General features: G+C 69.2%; 16 protein-coding genes. 10 read left to right on the top strand and 6 right to left on the bottom strand.

Translation table 11 applies throughout. The features are described 5' to 3' along the window. Positions 1-28 precede the first annotated feature (28 nt). Positions 29-1,108 carry an outer membrane protein assembly factor BamC gene (gene bamC / locus WG922_RS14840; RefSeq protein WP_340283508.1) on the top strand — a complete coding sequence of 360 codons (1,080 nt, stop codon included), beginning with the start codon at positions 29-31 and terminating at the stop codon, positions 1,106-1,108. Positions 1,109-1,125: 17 nt separating this feature from the next. Further along, positions 1,126-1,902: an MBL fold metallo-hydrolase gene (locus WG922_RS14835; RefSeq protein WP_340283507.1), complete on the top strand. Its 777-nt coding sequence runs from the start codon at positions 1,126-1,128 to the stop codon at positions 1,900-1,902. A gap of 205 nt (positions 1,903-2,107) precedes the next feature. Here WG922_RS14835 and WG922_RS14830 read toward each other — a convergent pair whose 3' ends face one another. The 3 genes from WG922_RS14830 to WG922_RS14820 all read right to left on the bottom strand — a co-directional run bounded on the left by WG922_RS14830 (position 2,108) and on the right by WG922_RS14820 (position 4,189). Then, positions 2,108-2,344, bottom strand: coding sequence for a hypothetical protein (locus WG922_RS14830; protein WP_340283506.1), 237 nt, complete (start codon positions 2,342-2,344; stop codon positions 2,108-2,110). A gap of 205 nt (positions 2,345-2,549) precedes the next feature. Beyond that, positions 2,550-3,059 (bottom strand): hypothetical protein, encoded by a 510-nt coding sequence (locus WG922_RS14825; protein WP_340283505.1) that lies wholly within the window; start codon positions 3,057-3,059, stop codon positions 2,550-2,552. Beyond that, complete coding sequence (locus WG922_RS14820) at positions 3,056-4,189, bottom strand: cupin domain-containing protein (RefSeq protein ID WP_340283504.1); 1,134 nt, start codon at positions 4,187-4,189, stop codon at positions 3,056-3,058. The genes WG922_RS14825 and WG922_RS14820 overlap by 4 nt, the downstream gene beginning before the upstream one ends. A 32-nt stretch (positions 4,190-4,221) precedes the next feature. On the opposite strand from WG922_RS14820, the gene WG922_RS14815 reads away from it, so the two are divergent. After that, positions 4,222-4,740 (top strand): FKBP-type peptidyl-prolyl cis-trans isomerase, encoded by a 519-nt coding sequence (locus WG922_RS14815; protein WP_340283503.1) that lies wholly within the window; start codon positions 4,222-4,224, stop codon positions 4,738-4,740. Positions 4,741-4,881: 141 nt separating this feature from the next. On the opposite strand, the gene WG922_RS14810 is transcribed toward WG922_RS14815, so the two are convergent. From WG922_RS14810 to coaBC, 3 genes are all read right to left on the bottom strand, one after another. Continuing rightward, positions 4,882-5,427: an outer membrane lipoprotein gene (locus WG922_RS14810; RefSeq protein WP_340283502.1), complete on the bottom strand. Its 546-nt coding sequence runs from the start codon at positions 5,425-5,427 to the stop codon at positions 4,882-4,884. A gap of 169 nt (positions 5,428-5,596) precedes the next feature. After that, entirely contained in the window at positions 5,597-6,043 is a 447-nt protein-coding gene (dut, locus tag WG922_RS14805; RefSeq protein ID WP_340283501.1) for a dUTP diphosphatase, read from the bottom strand. Then, on the bottom strand, positions 6,040-7,254 hold the full coding sequence (gene coaBC, locus WG922_RS14800; RefSeq protein ID WP_340283500.1) for a bifunctional phosphopantothenoylcysteine decarboxylase/phosphopantothenate--cysteine ligase CoaBC: 1,215 nt from the start codon (positions 7,252-7,254) through the stop codon (positions 6,040-6,042). Before coaBC ends, dut begins: the two co-directional genes overlap by 4 nt. A gap of 135 nt (positions 7,255-7,389) precedes the next feature. Here coaBC and WG922_RS14795 point away from each other — a divergent pair, with 135 nt between their 5' ends. From WG922_RS14795 to WG922_RS14765, 7 genes are all read left to right on the top strand, one after another. After that, positions 7,390-9,057, top strand: coding sequence for a CTP synthase (locus WG922_RS14795; protein WP_340283499.1), 1,668 nt, complete (start codon positions 7,390-7,392; stop codon positions 9,055-9,057). 15 nt (positions 9,058-9,072) lie between these two features. Next, the gene (gene kdsA / locus WG922_RS14790) at positions 9,073-9,927 is read left to right on the top strand and encodes a 3-deoxy-8-phosphooctulonate synthase (RefSeq protein WP_340283498.1); all 855 of its coding nucleotides are present in this window, start codon (positions 9,073-9,075) and stop codon (positions 9,925-9,927) included. Continuing rightward, complete coding sequence (locus WG922_RS14785) at positions 9,920-10,210, top strand: DUF1330 domain-containing protein (RefSeq protein ID WP_340283497.1); 291 nt, start codon at positions 9,920-9,922, stop codon at positions 10,208-10,210. The genes kdsA and WG922_RS14785 overlap by 8 nt, the downstream gene beginning before the upstream one ends. Positions 10,211-10,327: 117 nt before the next feature. After that, entirely contained in the window at positions 10,328-11,611 is a 1,284-nt protein-coding gene (gene eno, locus WG922_RS14780; RefSeq protein WP_340283496.1) for a phosphopyruvate hydratase, read from the top strand. A gap of 31 nt (positions 11,612-11,642) precedes the next feature. Beyond that, positions 11,643-11,918, top strand: coding sequence for a septum formation initiator family protein (locus WG922_RS14775; RefSeq protein WP_340283495.1), 276 nt, complete (start codon positions 11,643-11,645; stop codon positions 11,916-11,918). Positions 11,919-11,942: 24 nt separating this feature from the next. After that, positions 11,943-12,602, top strand: coding sequence for an ATP-binding protein (locus WG922_RS14770; protein ID WP_340283494.1), 660 nt, complete (start codon positions 11,943-11,945; stop codon positions 12,600-12,602). A 34-nt stretch (positions 12,603-12,636) separates the two neighbouring features. Further along, positions 12,637-13,092 carry a RidA family protein gene (locus tag WG922_RS14765; protein ID WP_340283493.1) on the top strand — a complete coding sequence of 152 codons (456 nt, stop codon included), beginning with the start codon at positions 12,637-12,639 and terminating at the stop codon, positions 13,090-13,092. Positions 13,093-13,799: the final 707 nt, after the last annotated feature.

The following is a 13,799-nucleotide window of genomic DNA, read 5'->3' as shown; positions in this document are numbered from 1 at the left end:
GCGGACCCCCACGAGGAAGACTCTACTGATGAAGCAATTCGCAAGACTCGCGCTCCTGGCGCTGTGCGCCCAGCTGGCCGCCTGCTCCGTGCTCGAAGGTGAACGCATCGACTACAAGAGCGCAGGCAAGGCGCCCACGCTCGAGGTGCCGCCCGACCTGACCCAGCTCGCGCGTGACTCGCGCTACGTGGTGCCCGGCGGCCCGGTCACGGCCAGCAGCTACCAGCTCGGACAGGCCGCACCGACCATGCCCACCGCCGCCACTGCAGTGGGCGACGTGCGCATCGAGCGCGCGGGCGACCAGCGCTGGCTGGTGGTCAACCGGCCCGCGGACCAGCTGTGGGGCCCGGTGCGCGAGTTCTGGCAGGAGAACGGCTTCCTGCTGACGCTCGACCAGGCCAACCTCGGCATCATGGAAACCGACTGGGCCGAGAACCGCGCCAACATTCCCCAGGACGGCATTCGCCGCTTCCTGGGCAAGATCATCGACTCGGTCTACTCCACCGCCGAGCGCGACCGCTTCCGCACCCGCCTCGAGCGCTCTCCCACCGGCGGCACCGAGATCTACATCTCGCACCGCGGCATGGTCGAGGTCTACGCCAACCGCGAGCAGGACCAGACCGTGTGGCAGCCCCGCCCGGCGGACCCCGAACTCGAGACGGAAATGCTGCGCCGGCTGATGGTCAAGCTCGGCGTGAACGATGAGCAAAGCAAGGCCATCGTGGCATCCGGCAGCACGCAGCCGGCGGCCCGCGTCTCCAAGGCCGGCGAGACGCCGGTGGTGCTGCTCGACGAAGGTTTCGAGCGCGCCTGGCGCCGCGTCGGGCTGACGCTCGATCGCACCGGCTTCACGGTCGAAGACCGCGACCGCAGCAAGGGCCTGTATTACGTTCGCTACGTCGAGCCCAACCCGGACCGCCAGGAGCGTGGCTTCCTCGGCCGCATCTTCAACCGCGCCGAGCAGGCCGCTCCGCCCTTGAAGTACCGCATCGCCCTGCGCAGCGAAGGCAACAGCACCACCGTGTCGGTGCTCGACCCCAGCGGCACACCTGCCGCACCGGCCACCGCGCAGCGCATCGTGCAGGTGATCGCGGACGACCTGAAGTAAGGCCGAGGGCAAGCCCCTTGCTGCGCTTCAAGAGCCTGGGCAGTGGCAGCTCGGGCAACGCCACGCTGGTGCAGGCGCGCGACGGCGTCGGCATCACCCACCTGCTGGTCGATTGCGGCCTGGGCATCCGCCAGATGCACAGGCGACTCGGCGAGGCCGGGCTGCTGCCCGACCAGGTCGATGGCATCTTCGTGACCCACGAGCACGGCGATCACATCGGCTGCGCGCGCGCCTTTGCCTTGCGCGAGCGCATTCCCGTCTACATGAGCGCCGGCACCTACGCCGGCATCGGCTCGCCCGACTTCGAAGGCCTGCTGCGCATCGTCTCCGATGGCGAGAGCTTCACGCTGGGGGCGCTGCGGCTCACGCCGTTCGCAGTGCCCCACGACAGCCGCGAGCCGCTGCAGCTGCACTGCACCGATGGCGCCCGGCGGCTGGGGCTGCTCACCGACCTGGGCCACGTCACGCCCCATGTGCTGGCGCATCTTGCCGGCTGCGACTCGCTGGTGCTGGAATGCAACCACGACGAGCAGCTGCTCGCGTCGGGGCCGTATCCGTGGTTCCTGAAGCGGCGTGTCGGCGGCGACCAGGGGCATCTGGCGAACGCCGCGGCCGCTGCCGCGGCGCGCGCCCTGCTGCCGTCCGGGCTGCGCCAGGTGATGGCCGCCCACCTGAGTGAGCAGAACAACCGGCCCGAACTCGCCTGCGCCGCGCTTGCCGAGGCGCTCGCCTGTGCCCCGCAGGACATCCTGGTGGCCGACGGACCGAGTGGCTGCTGCTGGCTGAGCGCCTGAGCGTCGAGGCGGGCTGACCCCGCCAGGCAGAACGCGGGCAGAAATGGGCCGACGACACCGCCGCGTGGCGCTTACACCGGCAGGGCTCTGGCATTGACAGGCCTGCCATCACGCCCTCGCAGGGCCCAGGGCGCAGGCAGCGTCCGCGCCCTGCCCTTGCTTTTTGTGCGCTTCCGGTCGCGGCAGGCGCGCAGACCGGCGGGCGTCAGCGGTTGGTGGTGCCGCCCGGCGTGGTCGAAGGCGCCGGCACCACGGCGTCCCCCGCAGGAGGCGTGGGAGCCGCAGGTGCCGCCGCAGGCGGCGTGGCGTCGGAGCCCGGCGCGGCAGCGGGGGCCGTGGTCTGCGGCGCCGGGGCCGGTGTGACCGGAGCGGGTGCTTCGTCGCGACCACAGGCGGTCAGTGCCGCGGCGAGCAGTGCGGCAAGCAGGAGTGGCTTGTTCATGAGCGGGGTCCTTTTTCAGGCCTGGATATCGGGGCGCTGCATGGGGCGACGATGCAGGAAACGTCGCTCGCAGCGGTCTTGCGATGCGGTCAGGCAGCTCGCGCCGGCCGCGCGCAGAGCCGCCGACTGCGAGACGCTCCGCACGAGCGAGAAATTCTAGGCCGCGAAGGCGTGGCCTTCTCCTCATGCGTGCGACTGGAAACAGCTACAACCCGAGGGTGGTTGCGGGAAATCCGGGCGCCGCCCCGCGCTGCGATTCGGCCAGCTCCTCGCGCAGCGCATGCCGGCGCACCGCATCGTGCGAGGCGCGCCCGCTGCAGCGTTCGAGGTCGTGGCGCTGCATCATCCAGCCGGGTGTCCACAGCGCGCTGGGCAAGTCGCCGGCCTCGCTCCCGCGCAAGGTCCGCGCCTCGACGATATCGGACCAGGTCCTGCGCCACGCGACGAAGCGGGCGTGGTGCCGCACCACGGCGTCCCAGCGGCCGGCCAGGAGCGTGATGCGCCGCCCGCGCGCCGACCATGCCTGCAGCGACGCGGCCACCGCGCGCTCCCCGAGGGGCCAGTCCAGGAAATCAGGATCGCTCAGGATCAGCTCCTGCCAGCCTTCGGACGCGGCACGGGCCAGGGCGTCGCGGACCATCTGCTGGAACGCCGAGCGGCCATCGAAAGCGCCTTCGGGCAGGCGCGCCGGGTCGGGGTGCCGTTCGCCGGTCATGGCGTCTCGTCCGTGGTGTGCACCCAGCCCGCCTCGCACCACGACATGAGCAGCGCGCGCGCGTCTTCGCTCGCGCCGGCCACCTCGCGCGCAGCCAGGCCGCGCCGGTCGGCGAGACGGCGCATCAGGCGCGCGTCCCGGCCGGCTGCCCGCCAGCTCTCGCCGTTGATGTAGACGTGCCGCTCGTCGTAGAGCATGCGGGTGCGGGCATCGAGCTGCAGCGCGCCCAGCGGCAGTGGCTGGTCCGGCGGCTCGAACCACACGTTCGGCTTGGGCTCGCTCAGGTACTCGCCCAATGCGCGGTCCAGGAGCTGCGGGTCGCGCAAGGCGGTAGCGACCGCTTCGCGCGCGAAGCGCAGCATCTCGGCAGGCACGGCAGCCGGTGTCTCGGTGGCCGCTTGCCGGGGATCGCGGTAGAGCGCCTCACCGGCCTCGTCGGGGGCGTCCTCGGCGATACGCTGCAGCAGCTCGCGCGCGAGTTCGCCGCGGGCCGGCGAACGAAAGCCGATCGAGTAGGTCTGGCACTCGCCTTCCGCGATGCCATCATGGGCCCAGCGCGGCGGCAGGTACAGCATGTCTCCAGGCTCCAGCACCCATTCTTCCTCGGCCTCGAAGTGGGCCAGTATCTTCAGCGGAACGTCGGGCTGCAGGCTCAGGTCGTGCTGGCGTCCGATACGCCAGCGCCGCCGCCCCTCGGCCTGCAGCAGGAACACGTCGTAGCTGTCGAAGTGCGGTCCCACGCCGCCGCCGTCGGTGGCGTAGGAGATCATCACGTCGTCCAGCCGCGCCTCGGGCACGAATCGGAACTGGCCCATCAGGCGGTGCACGGCCGCGTCGTGCAGGTCCATGCCCTGCACCAGCAGCGTCCAGCCGGGGCGATTGCGCGGTGGCAGCGCACGCCGTGCGAAAGGGCCGTGCTGCAGGCGCCACCGCCCACCTGGCTCCTGCACCACCAGGCGCGACTCCACGTGCTCCTCACCGGCCAGCTCGAGCAAGCGCGCGCGCGGCACGAGGGCCCGCATGTCGGCAACGGCCTGCCGTATCAACAGCGGCTTGCGCTGCCAGTGGCGCGACATGAACTGGGCGGGCGCAAGGCCTCCGAGCAGGGGAAGGGGGCGGTCTGTGTGCATTGCTGGGTTCCGGACTGCGACAATTCTCGGTCATGGAAATCACTCAACAATGCGTCGTCGCACTGACCTGGACCCTGAAGGACACCCTGGGTGAGACGCTCGACGAACTCGAACAGCCGGTCGAATTCCTGGTGGGCGGCGAGGACCTCCTGGGAAAGATCGAGGAAGCGCTGCAGGGCCACGAGCCGGGCGACCGCGTCGATCTGCATCTGGAGCCCGAAGAGGCTTTCGGCGACTGGAACGAATCGCTCGTGTTCCTGGAGCCACGCGCCCTGTTCCCTGCGCAGCTCGAGGAGGGCATGACCTTCGAAGGGCTGCCCGAGGGGGCGAACCCCTCGGCGCCGCGCGACGCGCTCTACACGGTCACCGATGTCTATCCCGACCACGTCGTGCTCGACGGCAACCACCCGCTCGCGGGCATCGCGTTGCGGCTGCACCTGACGGTCGGGCACGTGCGCGAAGCCACGGAGGAGGAGATCGGTCGCGGCTCGGCCGGTTCGGGATTTTTCCGCGTGCAGCCGCAGGCGCCGGGCAGCGACCTGCTGCACTGACATTGGACGGGGCGCCCGCGCCGCGCCCTGGTGCGCCACGGCGCACGCGCCGGCGGCGAACCACACTCCGACTGGCAGGTGGATCGACGCAAGGCGCGCCCTTCAGGTGCGAGGCGGCAGGCCGCCTCGCCGCGGCCGCGATCAGACGCGGTAGATGATGCCGTTGTCCACGCGCACGCGGTCGCCCACGCGCAGGTCGCCGGTGGCCGCCACCTCGTACATCCGAGTCGTACCCTGGTCGGTCACCACGGTCACGCGGTAGCTCGGACCGCCGGTGGCCTGCGGCTGGTTGCCGCGCCCGTACTGCGAACCAGCGGCTGCTCCGCCGAGTCCACCGATCACCGTGGCCGCGTCACGGCCGCTGCCGCTGCCGACCTGGCTGCCGAGCACGGCACCGGCCAGGCCGCCGACGACCGCACCCAGGATGTTGGTGCGGTTGGGATCCTGGGCGGCGCCCTGAGGCACGTACTCGATGGCGCTCACGCGTCCGAACACGGTCGATGCCGGCGCCGTTGCGACCTGCCCGCCGCCCGGGTAGGCGCCCGGGGCTGGATACGTGGCCGTGGGGTAGGTGGCCGTCGGATAGGTGGAAGACTGTGGGAACAGCGGCGTGTTGCTGCAGGCTGCCAGTGCGGCGGTAGTGACGGCGATGGCGCCGAGCCGGGCAATGCGCGTGGTGTTTTTCATGGCGATCTCCTTGAGTGTTGCGGAGGCACTGCCGGACCGGCGCGCCACCCTGGCACCGAGTTGAACCCGCCCACGCTCGCGCTAGCAGAAAGCCGAAGCCGGCGCTTGCTGTAGGAAGCGACGCGCCAGCCGGTGTAGGAAGCGCCCCCGCGTTGAGCCGCCCTTGGGCTCAGGCCTTGCCGGTCGAGCCGTAGCCACCTTCGCCGCGCTGCGAGGCCGGAAACTCGGCGACCACGCGGAACTGCGCCTGCTGCACCGGCACCACCACGAGCTGCGCCAGGCGCTCCAGGGGCTGCAGCGTGAAGGCCGTGCTGCTGCGGTTCCAGGCGCTCACCATGAGCTGGCCCTGGTAGTCGCTATCGATCAGGCCGACCAGGTTGCCCAGCACGATGCCGTGCTTGTGCCCCAGCCCCGACCTCGGAAGGATCATGGCGGCATAACCGGGGTCACGCAGCCAGATGGCAATGCCGGTGGGCACGAGTTCGCAGGCGTTCGGCGCGAGCGTGAGCGGCTGCTCTATGCAGGCGCGCAGGTCGAGCCCGGCGCTGCCGGGTGTCGCATAGGCGGGGAGCTGGTCCGCAATGCGCGGATCGAGGATCTTCAGGTCGATGTTCATGCGGGGATGCGGCTGGCGATCTCGGCCACCAGCTGGCGGGCCAGGGCGAGTTTGGAGGCGCGCGGCAGCTCGCGCGCGCCGCGCTCATCGACCAGCAGCAACTGGTTGTCGTCGCGCCCGAACGCGGCCGGGCCGATGTTGCCCACCAGCAGCGGCACGCCCTTGCGCGCGCGCTTGGCCTGCGCATGCGCGAGCAGGTCGTGGCTCTCGGCGGCAAAGCCGACGCAGAACAGCGCGCCCGAGCGGGCCCGCTCGCCCTGTGCGAGCGTGAGCAGGATGTCGGGGTTTTCGATGAAGCGCAGCACCGGCGGCTCGCCCGAGCCGTCCTTCTTGATCTTCTGTGCGCTGGCCTGCGCCGGACGCCAGTCGGCCACGGCGGCGGTGGCCACGAAGATGTCGGCCCGCGGCGCCAGGTCCTCGCAGGCAGCAAGCATCTGCAGCCCTGAAAGCACGTCGATGCGGCGCACGCCGCGCGGCGTGGGCAGCGCCACCGGGCCGGCCACCAGCGTGACCTCGGCGCCGGCTTCCCGCGCCGCGCGGGCCACGGCGAAACCCATCTTGCCCGACGAGTGATTGGTGATGCCGCGGATCGGATCCATCCCCTCGAAAGTCGGTCCCGCAGTGACGAGCACCGTCCTGCCGGCCAGCACCTTGGGCTGGAACGCGGCGATGATTTCGTCGAGCAACTCGGGCGGCTCCAGCATCCGGCCGTCGCCGGTCTCGCCGCAGGCCTGGTCGCCGGTACCCACGCCGAGCAGCACGCCGCCGTCGCGCTCGACCAGCGCGAGGTTGCGCCTGGTGGCGGGATGCGACCACATCTCGCGGTTCATGGCCGGCGCGAGCAGCAGCGGCACCGATCCGAGCGGACGCGCGAGACACAGGAGGGAAAGCAGCTCGTCGGCCCGGCCTTGCGCCAGCCGGGCCATGAAATCGGCGCTGCAGGGCGCGATGACGATGGCGTCGGCTTCGCGCGACAGGTTGATGTGGGCCATGTTGTTGGCCGGGCGGGTGTCCCACTGCGAGCCGTACACCGGCCGGTTCGACAGCGCCTGCATCGTGACCGGGGTGATGAAGCGCTCGGCGGCCTCGGTCATGACCACCTGCACGGTGGCGCCCTCCTTCACGAGCGCGCGGCACAATTCCGCAGACTTGTAGCAGGCGATCCCGCCGCTCAGGCCCAGGACGATGTGTTTGCCGGACAGCTCGCTCATGGCGGCCGAGTGTACGCGGCAAGGCGGCTGGCGCAGCACGCGCCAGGTGGGGCGACATGAACCTCTTCCGCGCAGGTCGGCCTGCCTATAATCCCGGTTTACCACCTCCCCGGAAGCGCGGCCTTCCGACCTGACATGACCAAATTTGTCTTCGTCACAGGCGGTGTGGTGTCCTCCCTGGGCAAGGGAATCGCCTCAGCCTCCCTTGCAGCGATTCTGGAATCGCGGGGCCTCAAAGTCACCCTCATCAAGCTGGACCCTTACATCAACGTCGATCCGGGAACGATGTCGCCGTTCCAGCACGGCGAGGTCTTCGTCACCGACGACGGCGCCGAAACCGACCTCGACCTGGGTCACTACGAACGTTTCGTGACCACCCGCATGGGCAAGGTCAACAACTTCACCACCGGCCGCATCTACCAGTCGGTGCTCGAGAAGGAACGCCGGGGCGACTATCTCGGCAAGACCGTGCAGGTCATTCCGCACGTGACCAACGAGATCCAGGAATTCATCAAGCGGGGCTCCCGCTTCGGCCAGCCCGACGCGGCCGACGTGGCGATCGTCGAGATCGGCGGCACCGTCGGCGACATCGAGTCCCTCCCCTTCCTGGAGGCGGTGCGCCAGATGAGCCTGCGCATGGGCCCGAACAACACGGCCTTCGTCCACCTCACCTACGTGCCCTGGATCGCCGCCGCCGGCGAGCTCAAGACCAAGCCCACCCAGCACACGGTGCAGAAGCTGCGCGAGATCGGCATCCAGGCCGACGCCTTGCTGTGCCGAGCCGACCGCCGCATCCCCGACGAAGAGCGCGAGAAGATCTCGCTGTTCACCAACGTTCCCGAGTGGGGCGTGATCTCCATGTGGGACGTGAACACCATCTACAAGGTCCCGCGCATGCTGCACGAGCAGGGCCTGGACGGCCTGATCTGCGACAAGCTGCGCCTGAACACGCCGCCGGCCAACCTCAAGCGCTGGGACCAGCTGGTGCACGAGACCGAAAACCCGCAAGGCGAGGTGCTGATCGCCATGGTGGGCAAGTACGTCGATCTGTCCGACAGCTACAAGTCGCTCAACGAGGCGCTGCGCCACGCCGGCATGAAGAACCACGTGCGCGTGAAGATCGACTACGTCGATTCCGAGACCATCACGCCCGACGGCGCGTCGCGGCTGGCCAAGTACGACGCCATCCTGGTGCCGGGCGGCTTCGGCAAGCGCGGCATCGAAGGCAAGATCGCCGCGGCCCGGTTCGCGCGCGAGAACAAGGTGCCCTACCTCGGCATCTGCCTGGGCATGCAGGTCGCCACCATCGAATACGCGCGCGACGTCGCCGGGCTCGAGGACGCGAACAGCACCGAGTTCGAGCCCGCGTGCAAGCACCCGGTCATCGCCCTCATCACCGAGTGGCAGGGCGCCGACGGTGTGCTGAACCGACGTGACGCCAACTCCGACCTCGGCGGCACCATGCGCCTGGGCGCGCAGAGCTCCGACGTGTCCAAGGGCACCCTCGCCCACCAGATCTACGGCGACGTGGTGACCGAGCGCCACCGCCACCGCTACGAGGCCAACGTCCAGTACCTCGACCGCCTGCGCGAGGCGGGCCTGGTGATTTCCGCGCTCACCCAGCGCGAGCAACTCACCGAAATCATCGAGCTGCCGCGGGACGTGCACCCCTGGTATATGGGCGTGCAGTTCCACCCCGAGTTCAAATCCACCCCCTGGGACGGCCACCCGCTGTTCAACGCCTTCATCCGGGCGGCCCTGGACCACCAGCTCACCGGCGGCAAGCTCCGCGCAGTGGCATGAGGACGGCACACTGACATGCGACTTTGCGGATTCGACATCGGGCTGGACAAGCCCTTCTTCCTGATCGCCGGCCCCTGCGTAGTCGAGAGCGAGCAGCTCCAGATGGACGTGGCCGGCCAGCTCAAGGAGCTCACCGGCTCGCTCGGTATCCCCTTCATCTTCAAGAGCAGCTACGACAAGGCCAACCGCTCGTCGGGCAGCAGCTTCCGCGGCCCGGGTCGCGAGCGCGGCCTCGAGATCCTGGGCAAGGTGCGGCGCGAGCTGCAGGTGCCCGTCCTCACCGACGTGCACACCGAAGCCGAGGTAGCGGAGGTCGCCGCGGTGGTGGACGTCCTGCAGACGCCCGCCTTCCTGTGCCGCCAGACGGACTTCATCCGCGCCGTCGCCCAGTCGGGCAAGCCGGTGAACATCAAGAAGGGCCAGTTCCTCGCGCCGCACGACATGAAGAACGTGATCGACAAGGCCCGGGCAGCCGCTCGCGAGAAGGGCCTGTCCGAAGACAGTTTCATGGCCTGCGAGCGCGGCGCGAGCTTCGGCTACAACAATCTGGTGAGCGACATGCGCTCACTGTCCATCATGCGCGAGACCAATGCCCCGGTGGTGTTCGATGCCACCCACTCGGTGCAGCTGCCCGGTGGCCAGGGCACCAGCTCGGGCGGGCAGCGCGAGATGGTGCCGGTGCTCTCGCGCGCGGCCGTGGCCGTGGGTGTCGCGGGCCTGTTCATGGAGACCCACCCCGACCCGGCCCGGGCCATGTCCGACGGGCCCAACGCGGTGCCGCTGCGCCACATGAAGGCGCTGCTCGACACCCTGCTTGCACTCGACCGCGTCACCAAGCGCGCCGGATTCCTGGAGGACCACTTTGCCTAGCGCCTACGTCATCGCCAACGTCGATGTGCACGACCCCGTGCAGTACGAGCAGTACAAGAAGCTGTCCACCCACGCCATGCAGGTCCACGGCGCCGAGATCTGCATCCGCGGCGGTGCGGTGGACGTTCTCGAGGGCGACTGGCAGCCCAGCCGGATGGTCATGCTGAAGTTTCCGAGCACGGACGCGGCGCGCGCGTTCTACGACTCGCCCGAGTACCGCGCCGCACGCCAGGCCCGCGCCGGCATCGCCGACATGCGCATGGTGCTGGTCGAGGGCATGTGAGCGTTGCGCCCACGCAGCGTCCGCCCCTCGGCTCGCCGCAGCGCGCCCCATGCGGGCTGAACCTGCCGTAGGCTCGGCGACGCACGACAAATTTCAAGGCAATCTGGAGAACCACACGTGAGTGCAATCGTTGACATCGTCGGCCGCGAGATCCTCGACTCGCGCGGCAACCCCACCGTCGAATGCGACGTCCTGCTGGAGTCCGGCACCATGGGCCGGGCGGCCGTGCCCTCCGGCGCCTCGACCGGCTCGCGCGAAGCGATCGAGCTGCGCGACGGCGACAAGGGCCGCTACCTCGGCAAGGGCGTGCTCAAGGCGGTGGAACACATCAACACCGAAATCTCCGAATCCGTGCTGGGCCTCGATGCCTCCGAGCAGGGCTTCCTCGACAAGACCCTGCTCGACCTCGACGGCACCGAGAACAAGAGCCGCCTGGGCGCCAACGCCATGCTCGCGGTGTCGATGGCCGTGGCGCGCGCCGCAGCCGAGGAATCCGGCCTGCCGCTGTACCGCTACTTCGGCGGCATGAGCGGCATGCAGATGCCCGTGCCGATGATGAACGTGGTCAACGGCGGCGCGCACGCCAACAACAACCTCGACCTGCAGGAGCTCATGATCATCCCCGTGGGGGCACCGACCTTCCGCGAGGCGATCCGCTACGGCGCCGAAGTCTTCCACGCGCTCAAGAAGATCATCCACGACAAGGGCATGAGCATCGCCGTCGGCGACGAGGGCGGCTTCGCTCCCAACGTCGAGAACCACGAAGCGGCCATCCAGATGATCCTGCAGGCCATCGAGGCGGCCGGTTACCGCCCGGGTGACCAGATCGCCCTGGGGCTGGACTGCGCGGCAAGCGAGTTCTATCGCGACGGCAAGTACCACGTGCAGGCCGAAGGCATGCAGGCGAGCGCCGCCGAATGGACCGACGTGCTGGCCGGCTGGGTCACCAAGTACCCCATCATCAGCATCGAGGACGGCATGGCCGAGGGCGACTGGGACGGCTGGAAACTCCTGACCGAGCGCCTGGGCCGGCAGGTGCAGCTGGTGGGCGACGACCTGTTCGTCACCAACACCCGCATCCTGAAGGAAGGCATCGAGAAGCAGATCGCCAACTCGATCCTCATCAAGATCAACCAGATCGGCACCCTGACCGAGACCTTCGCGGCGATCGAGATGGCCAAGCGGGCCCGCTACACCGCCGTCATCAGCCACCGCTCGGGCGAGACCGAGGACAGCACCATCGCCGACATCGCGGTGGGGACCAACGCCGGGCAGATCAAGACCGGCTCGCTCTCCCGCTCGGACCGCATGGCCAAGTACAACCAGCTCCTGCGCATCGAGGAAGACCTGGGCGACATCGCCACCTACCCGGGCCTCGCGGCTTTCTACAACATCGGCTGAGCCAGCTCCTCCAGGCGCTTTTTCTTCTTTCATGAGCTCCCGCCTCGTTCCTGCCATCCTGGTCGCCCTGCTGCTGATCTTTCATGCCCAGCTCTGGTTCGGCCGGGGCAGCGTGAGCGAGGTGGCCGAGATGCAGCGCAAGCTGCAGGCGCAGAAAGAAGCCAACGTGCGCGCGCAGCAGGCCAACGACCGCCTGGCCTTCGAGGTGCGCGACCTGCAGGAGGGCCTCGAGATGGTCGAGGAAAAAGCCCGCATGGAACTGGGCATGGTCAAGCCCAACGAGATCTTCATCCACGTCACGCCCTGAGCGGGCGCCCGCGCCCGCGGCGCCATGGCCGCCCGCCCGCCCCTCACCATCTGCGTGCTCGGTGCCGAGAGCACCGGCAAGACGAGGCTGACCCAGGAGATGGCCAGCCGCCTGCGCGCGCAGGGTGACCGTGTGGCGGTGGTGCCTGAAGTGCTGCGTGCGTGGTGCGAGCAGGCGGGCCGCGCACCGCGTCCCGACGAGTGGGAAGCCATCGCCCGCGAGCAGGAGCGCCAGGTCGATGCGGCGCTGACCACGGCCGACATCGTCCTTGCCGACACCAGCGCACTGGTGGTGGCGGTCTACGGCGCCCTGCTGTTCGAAGACCATCCTCTGCTTCAATTTGCCCGGGAGCGCCAGCGCGGCTACGACCTTATGTTGCTCACCGGGCTCGATGTCCCCTGGACCGCCGATGGCCTGCAGCGTGCGGGCCCGCAGGCGCGCGAGGCCACCGATGCCGTACTGCGCGAGCAGCTGCAGCGCGCCGGCGTCGACTGGCGGATGGTCTACGGCACGGGGCCGCACCGCTGCGCCAACGCGCTCGAAGCGGTCGCCTCCGTTGCCCCCTGGGCCTGGCGGCCGGCGGACGCGCCGCCAGCGCGCTGGCGCGGCGTGTGCGACGCCTGCAGCGACCCCGACTGCGAGCATCGGCTGTTCACCGGCCTCGCCGCCCGTCCGCTTTCCTAGAATCGTTTTTTCGACATTCACGAGGAAGCACTCCATGACCATCGCCCAGAAGCTCCAGGAACTCGGCATCACCCTGCCCCCCGTCGCCACCCCGGCCGCGGCCTACGTGCCCTTCGTTCGCACCGGCAACCTGGTCTTCCTCAGCGGCCACATCGCCCGCCGCGACGGCAAGCCCTGGGTCGGCCAGCTGGGCCGCGACATCGACACCGCGCAAGGCCAGGCGGCAGCACGCGCGGTGGCGATCGACCTGATGGGCACGCTGCAGGCGGCGGTGGGCAACCTCGAGAAGGTGACGCGCATCGTCAAGGTGATGAGCCTGGTGAACTCCACGCCCGATTTCACCGAGCAGCACCTGGTCACCAACGGGGCGAGCGAGTTGCTCGGCGAGGTATTCGGGCCGAAGGGCGTGCATGCGCGCAGTGCGTTCGGCGTGGCGCAGATTCCGATGGGGGCGTGCGTGGAGATCGAGTTGATTGCCGAGGTGGGGTGAGTGGTGCGCTGACGGGTGTTGTGGTCGCTGCAATTTTTCGACATCGACATCGACATCGGCGTTCGACGTATTACGTTGACGGTGGCGGTGGCGTGCACTGCTTGCCAGGGGCTGCCGCTGCGCTGTGATGTTTATCGCTGGCGCGGCGTGCCGGGATTTCGCCCCGGCGGGCGAGTCACTTCTTTTGCTTCGCCAAAAGAAGTAACCAAGAAAAGGCGACCCGACTGTCTGCGACCCCTCCGCTGCGCTGCGGGGCAACCTGCGCCGAACGACTTCGGCCGGGGTCCGCGCAAACTCGCCCTGCGGGCTCAGACATGCGCGGCCCTGTTTCCGGCCGAAGCCGTCCGGCGCAGGCGCAGACACACGGGCTTGGGGTCAACACGGCCTGTGGCCGTGTCCTTCGTGGTTGCTACTGGTGCGCGTCGCACGTTGGCGTTGGCGTTGGCGTTGGCGTTGGCGTTGGCGTTGGCGTTGGCGTTGGCGTTGGCGTTGGCGTTGGCGTTGGCGTGGCATGGCGTGGCGTGGAGCGCTGATGCGAAGACTGGTTCTATGTTGCGACTCCTTTGCTGTCGCGGCATGCCGGGATTTCGCCCCGGCGGGCGACCTACTTTCTTTGCTTCGCCAAAGAAAGTAGGCAAAGAAAGGCGACCCGACTGTCTGCGACCCCTTCGCTGCGCTGCGGGGCGACCTGCGCCGAACGACTTCGG

This window comes from Ramlibacter sp. AN1015 (genome assembly GCF_037726105.1).
Taxonomy (GTDB): domain Bacteria; phylum Pseudomonadota; class Gammaproteobacteria; order Burkholderiales; family Burkholderiaceae_C; genus Ramlibacter.
Note: the sequence above shows the minus strand (reverse complement) of the source record. Positions and strands in the feature narration are given on the sequence as shown.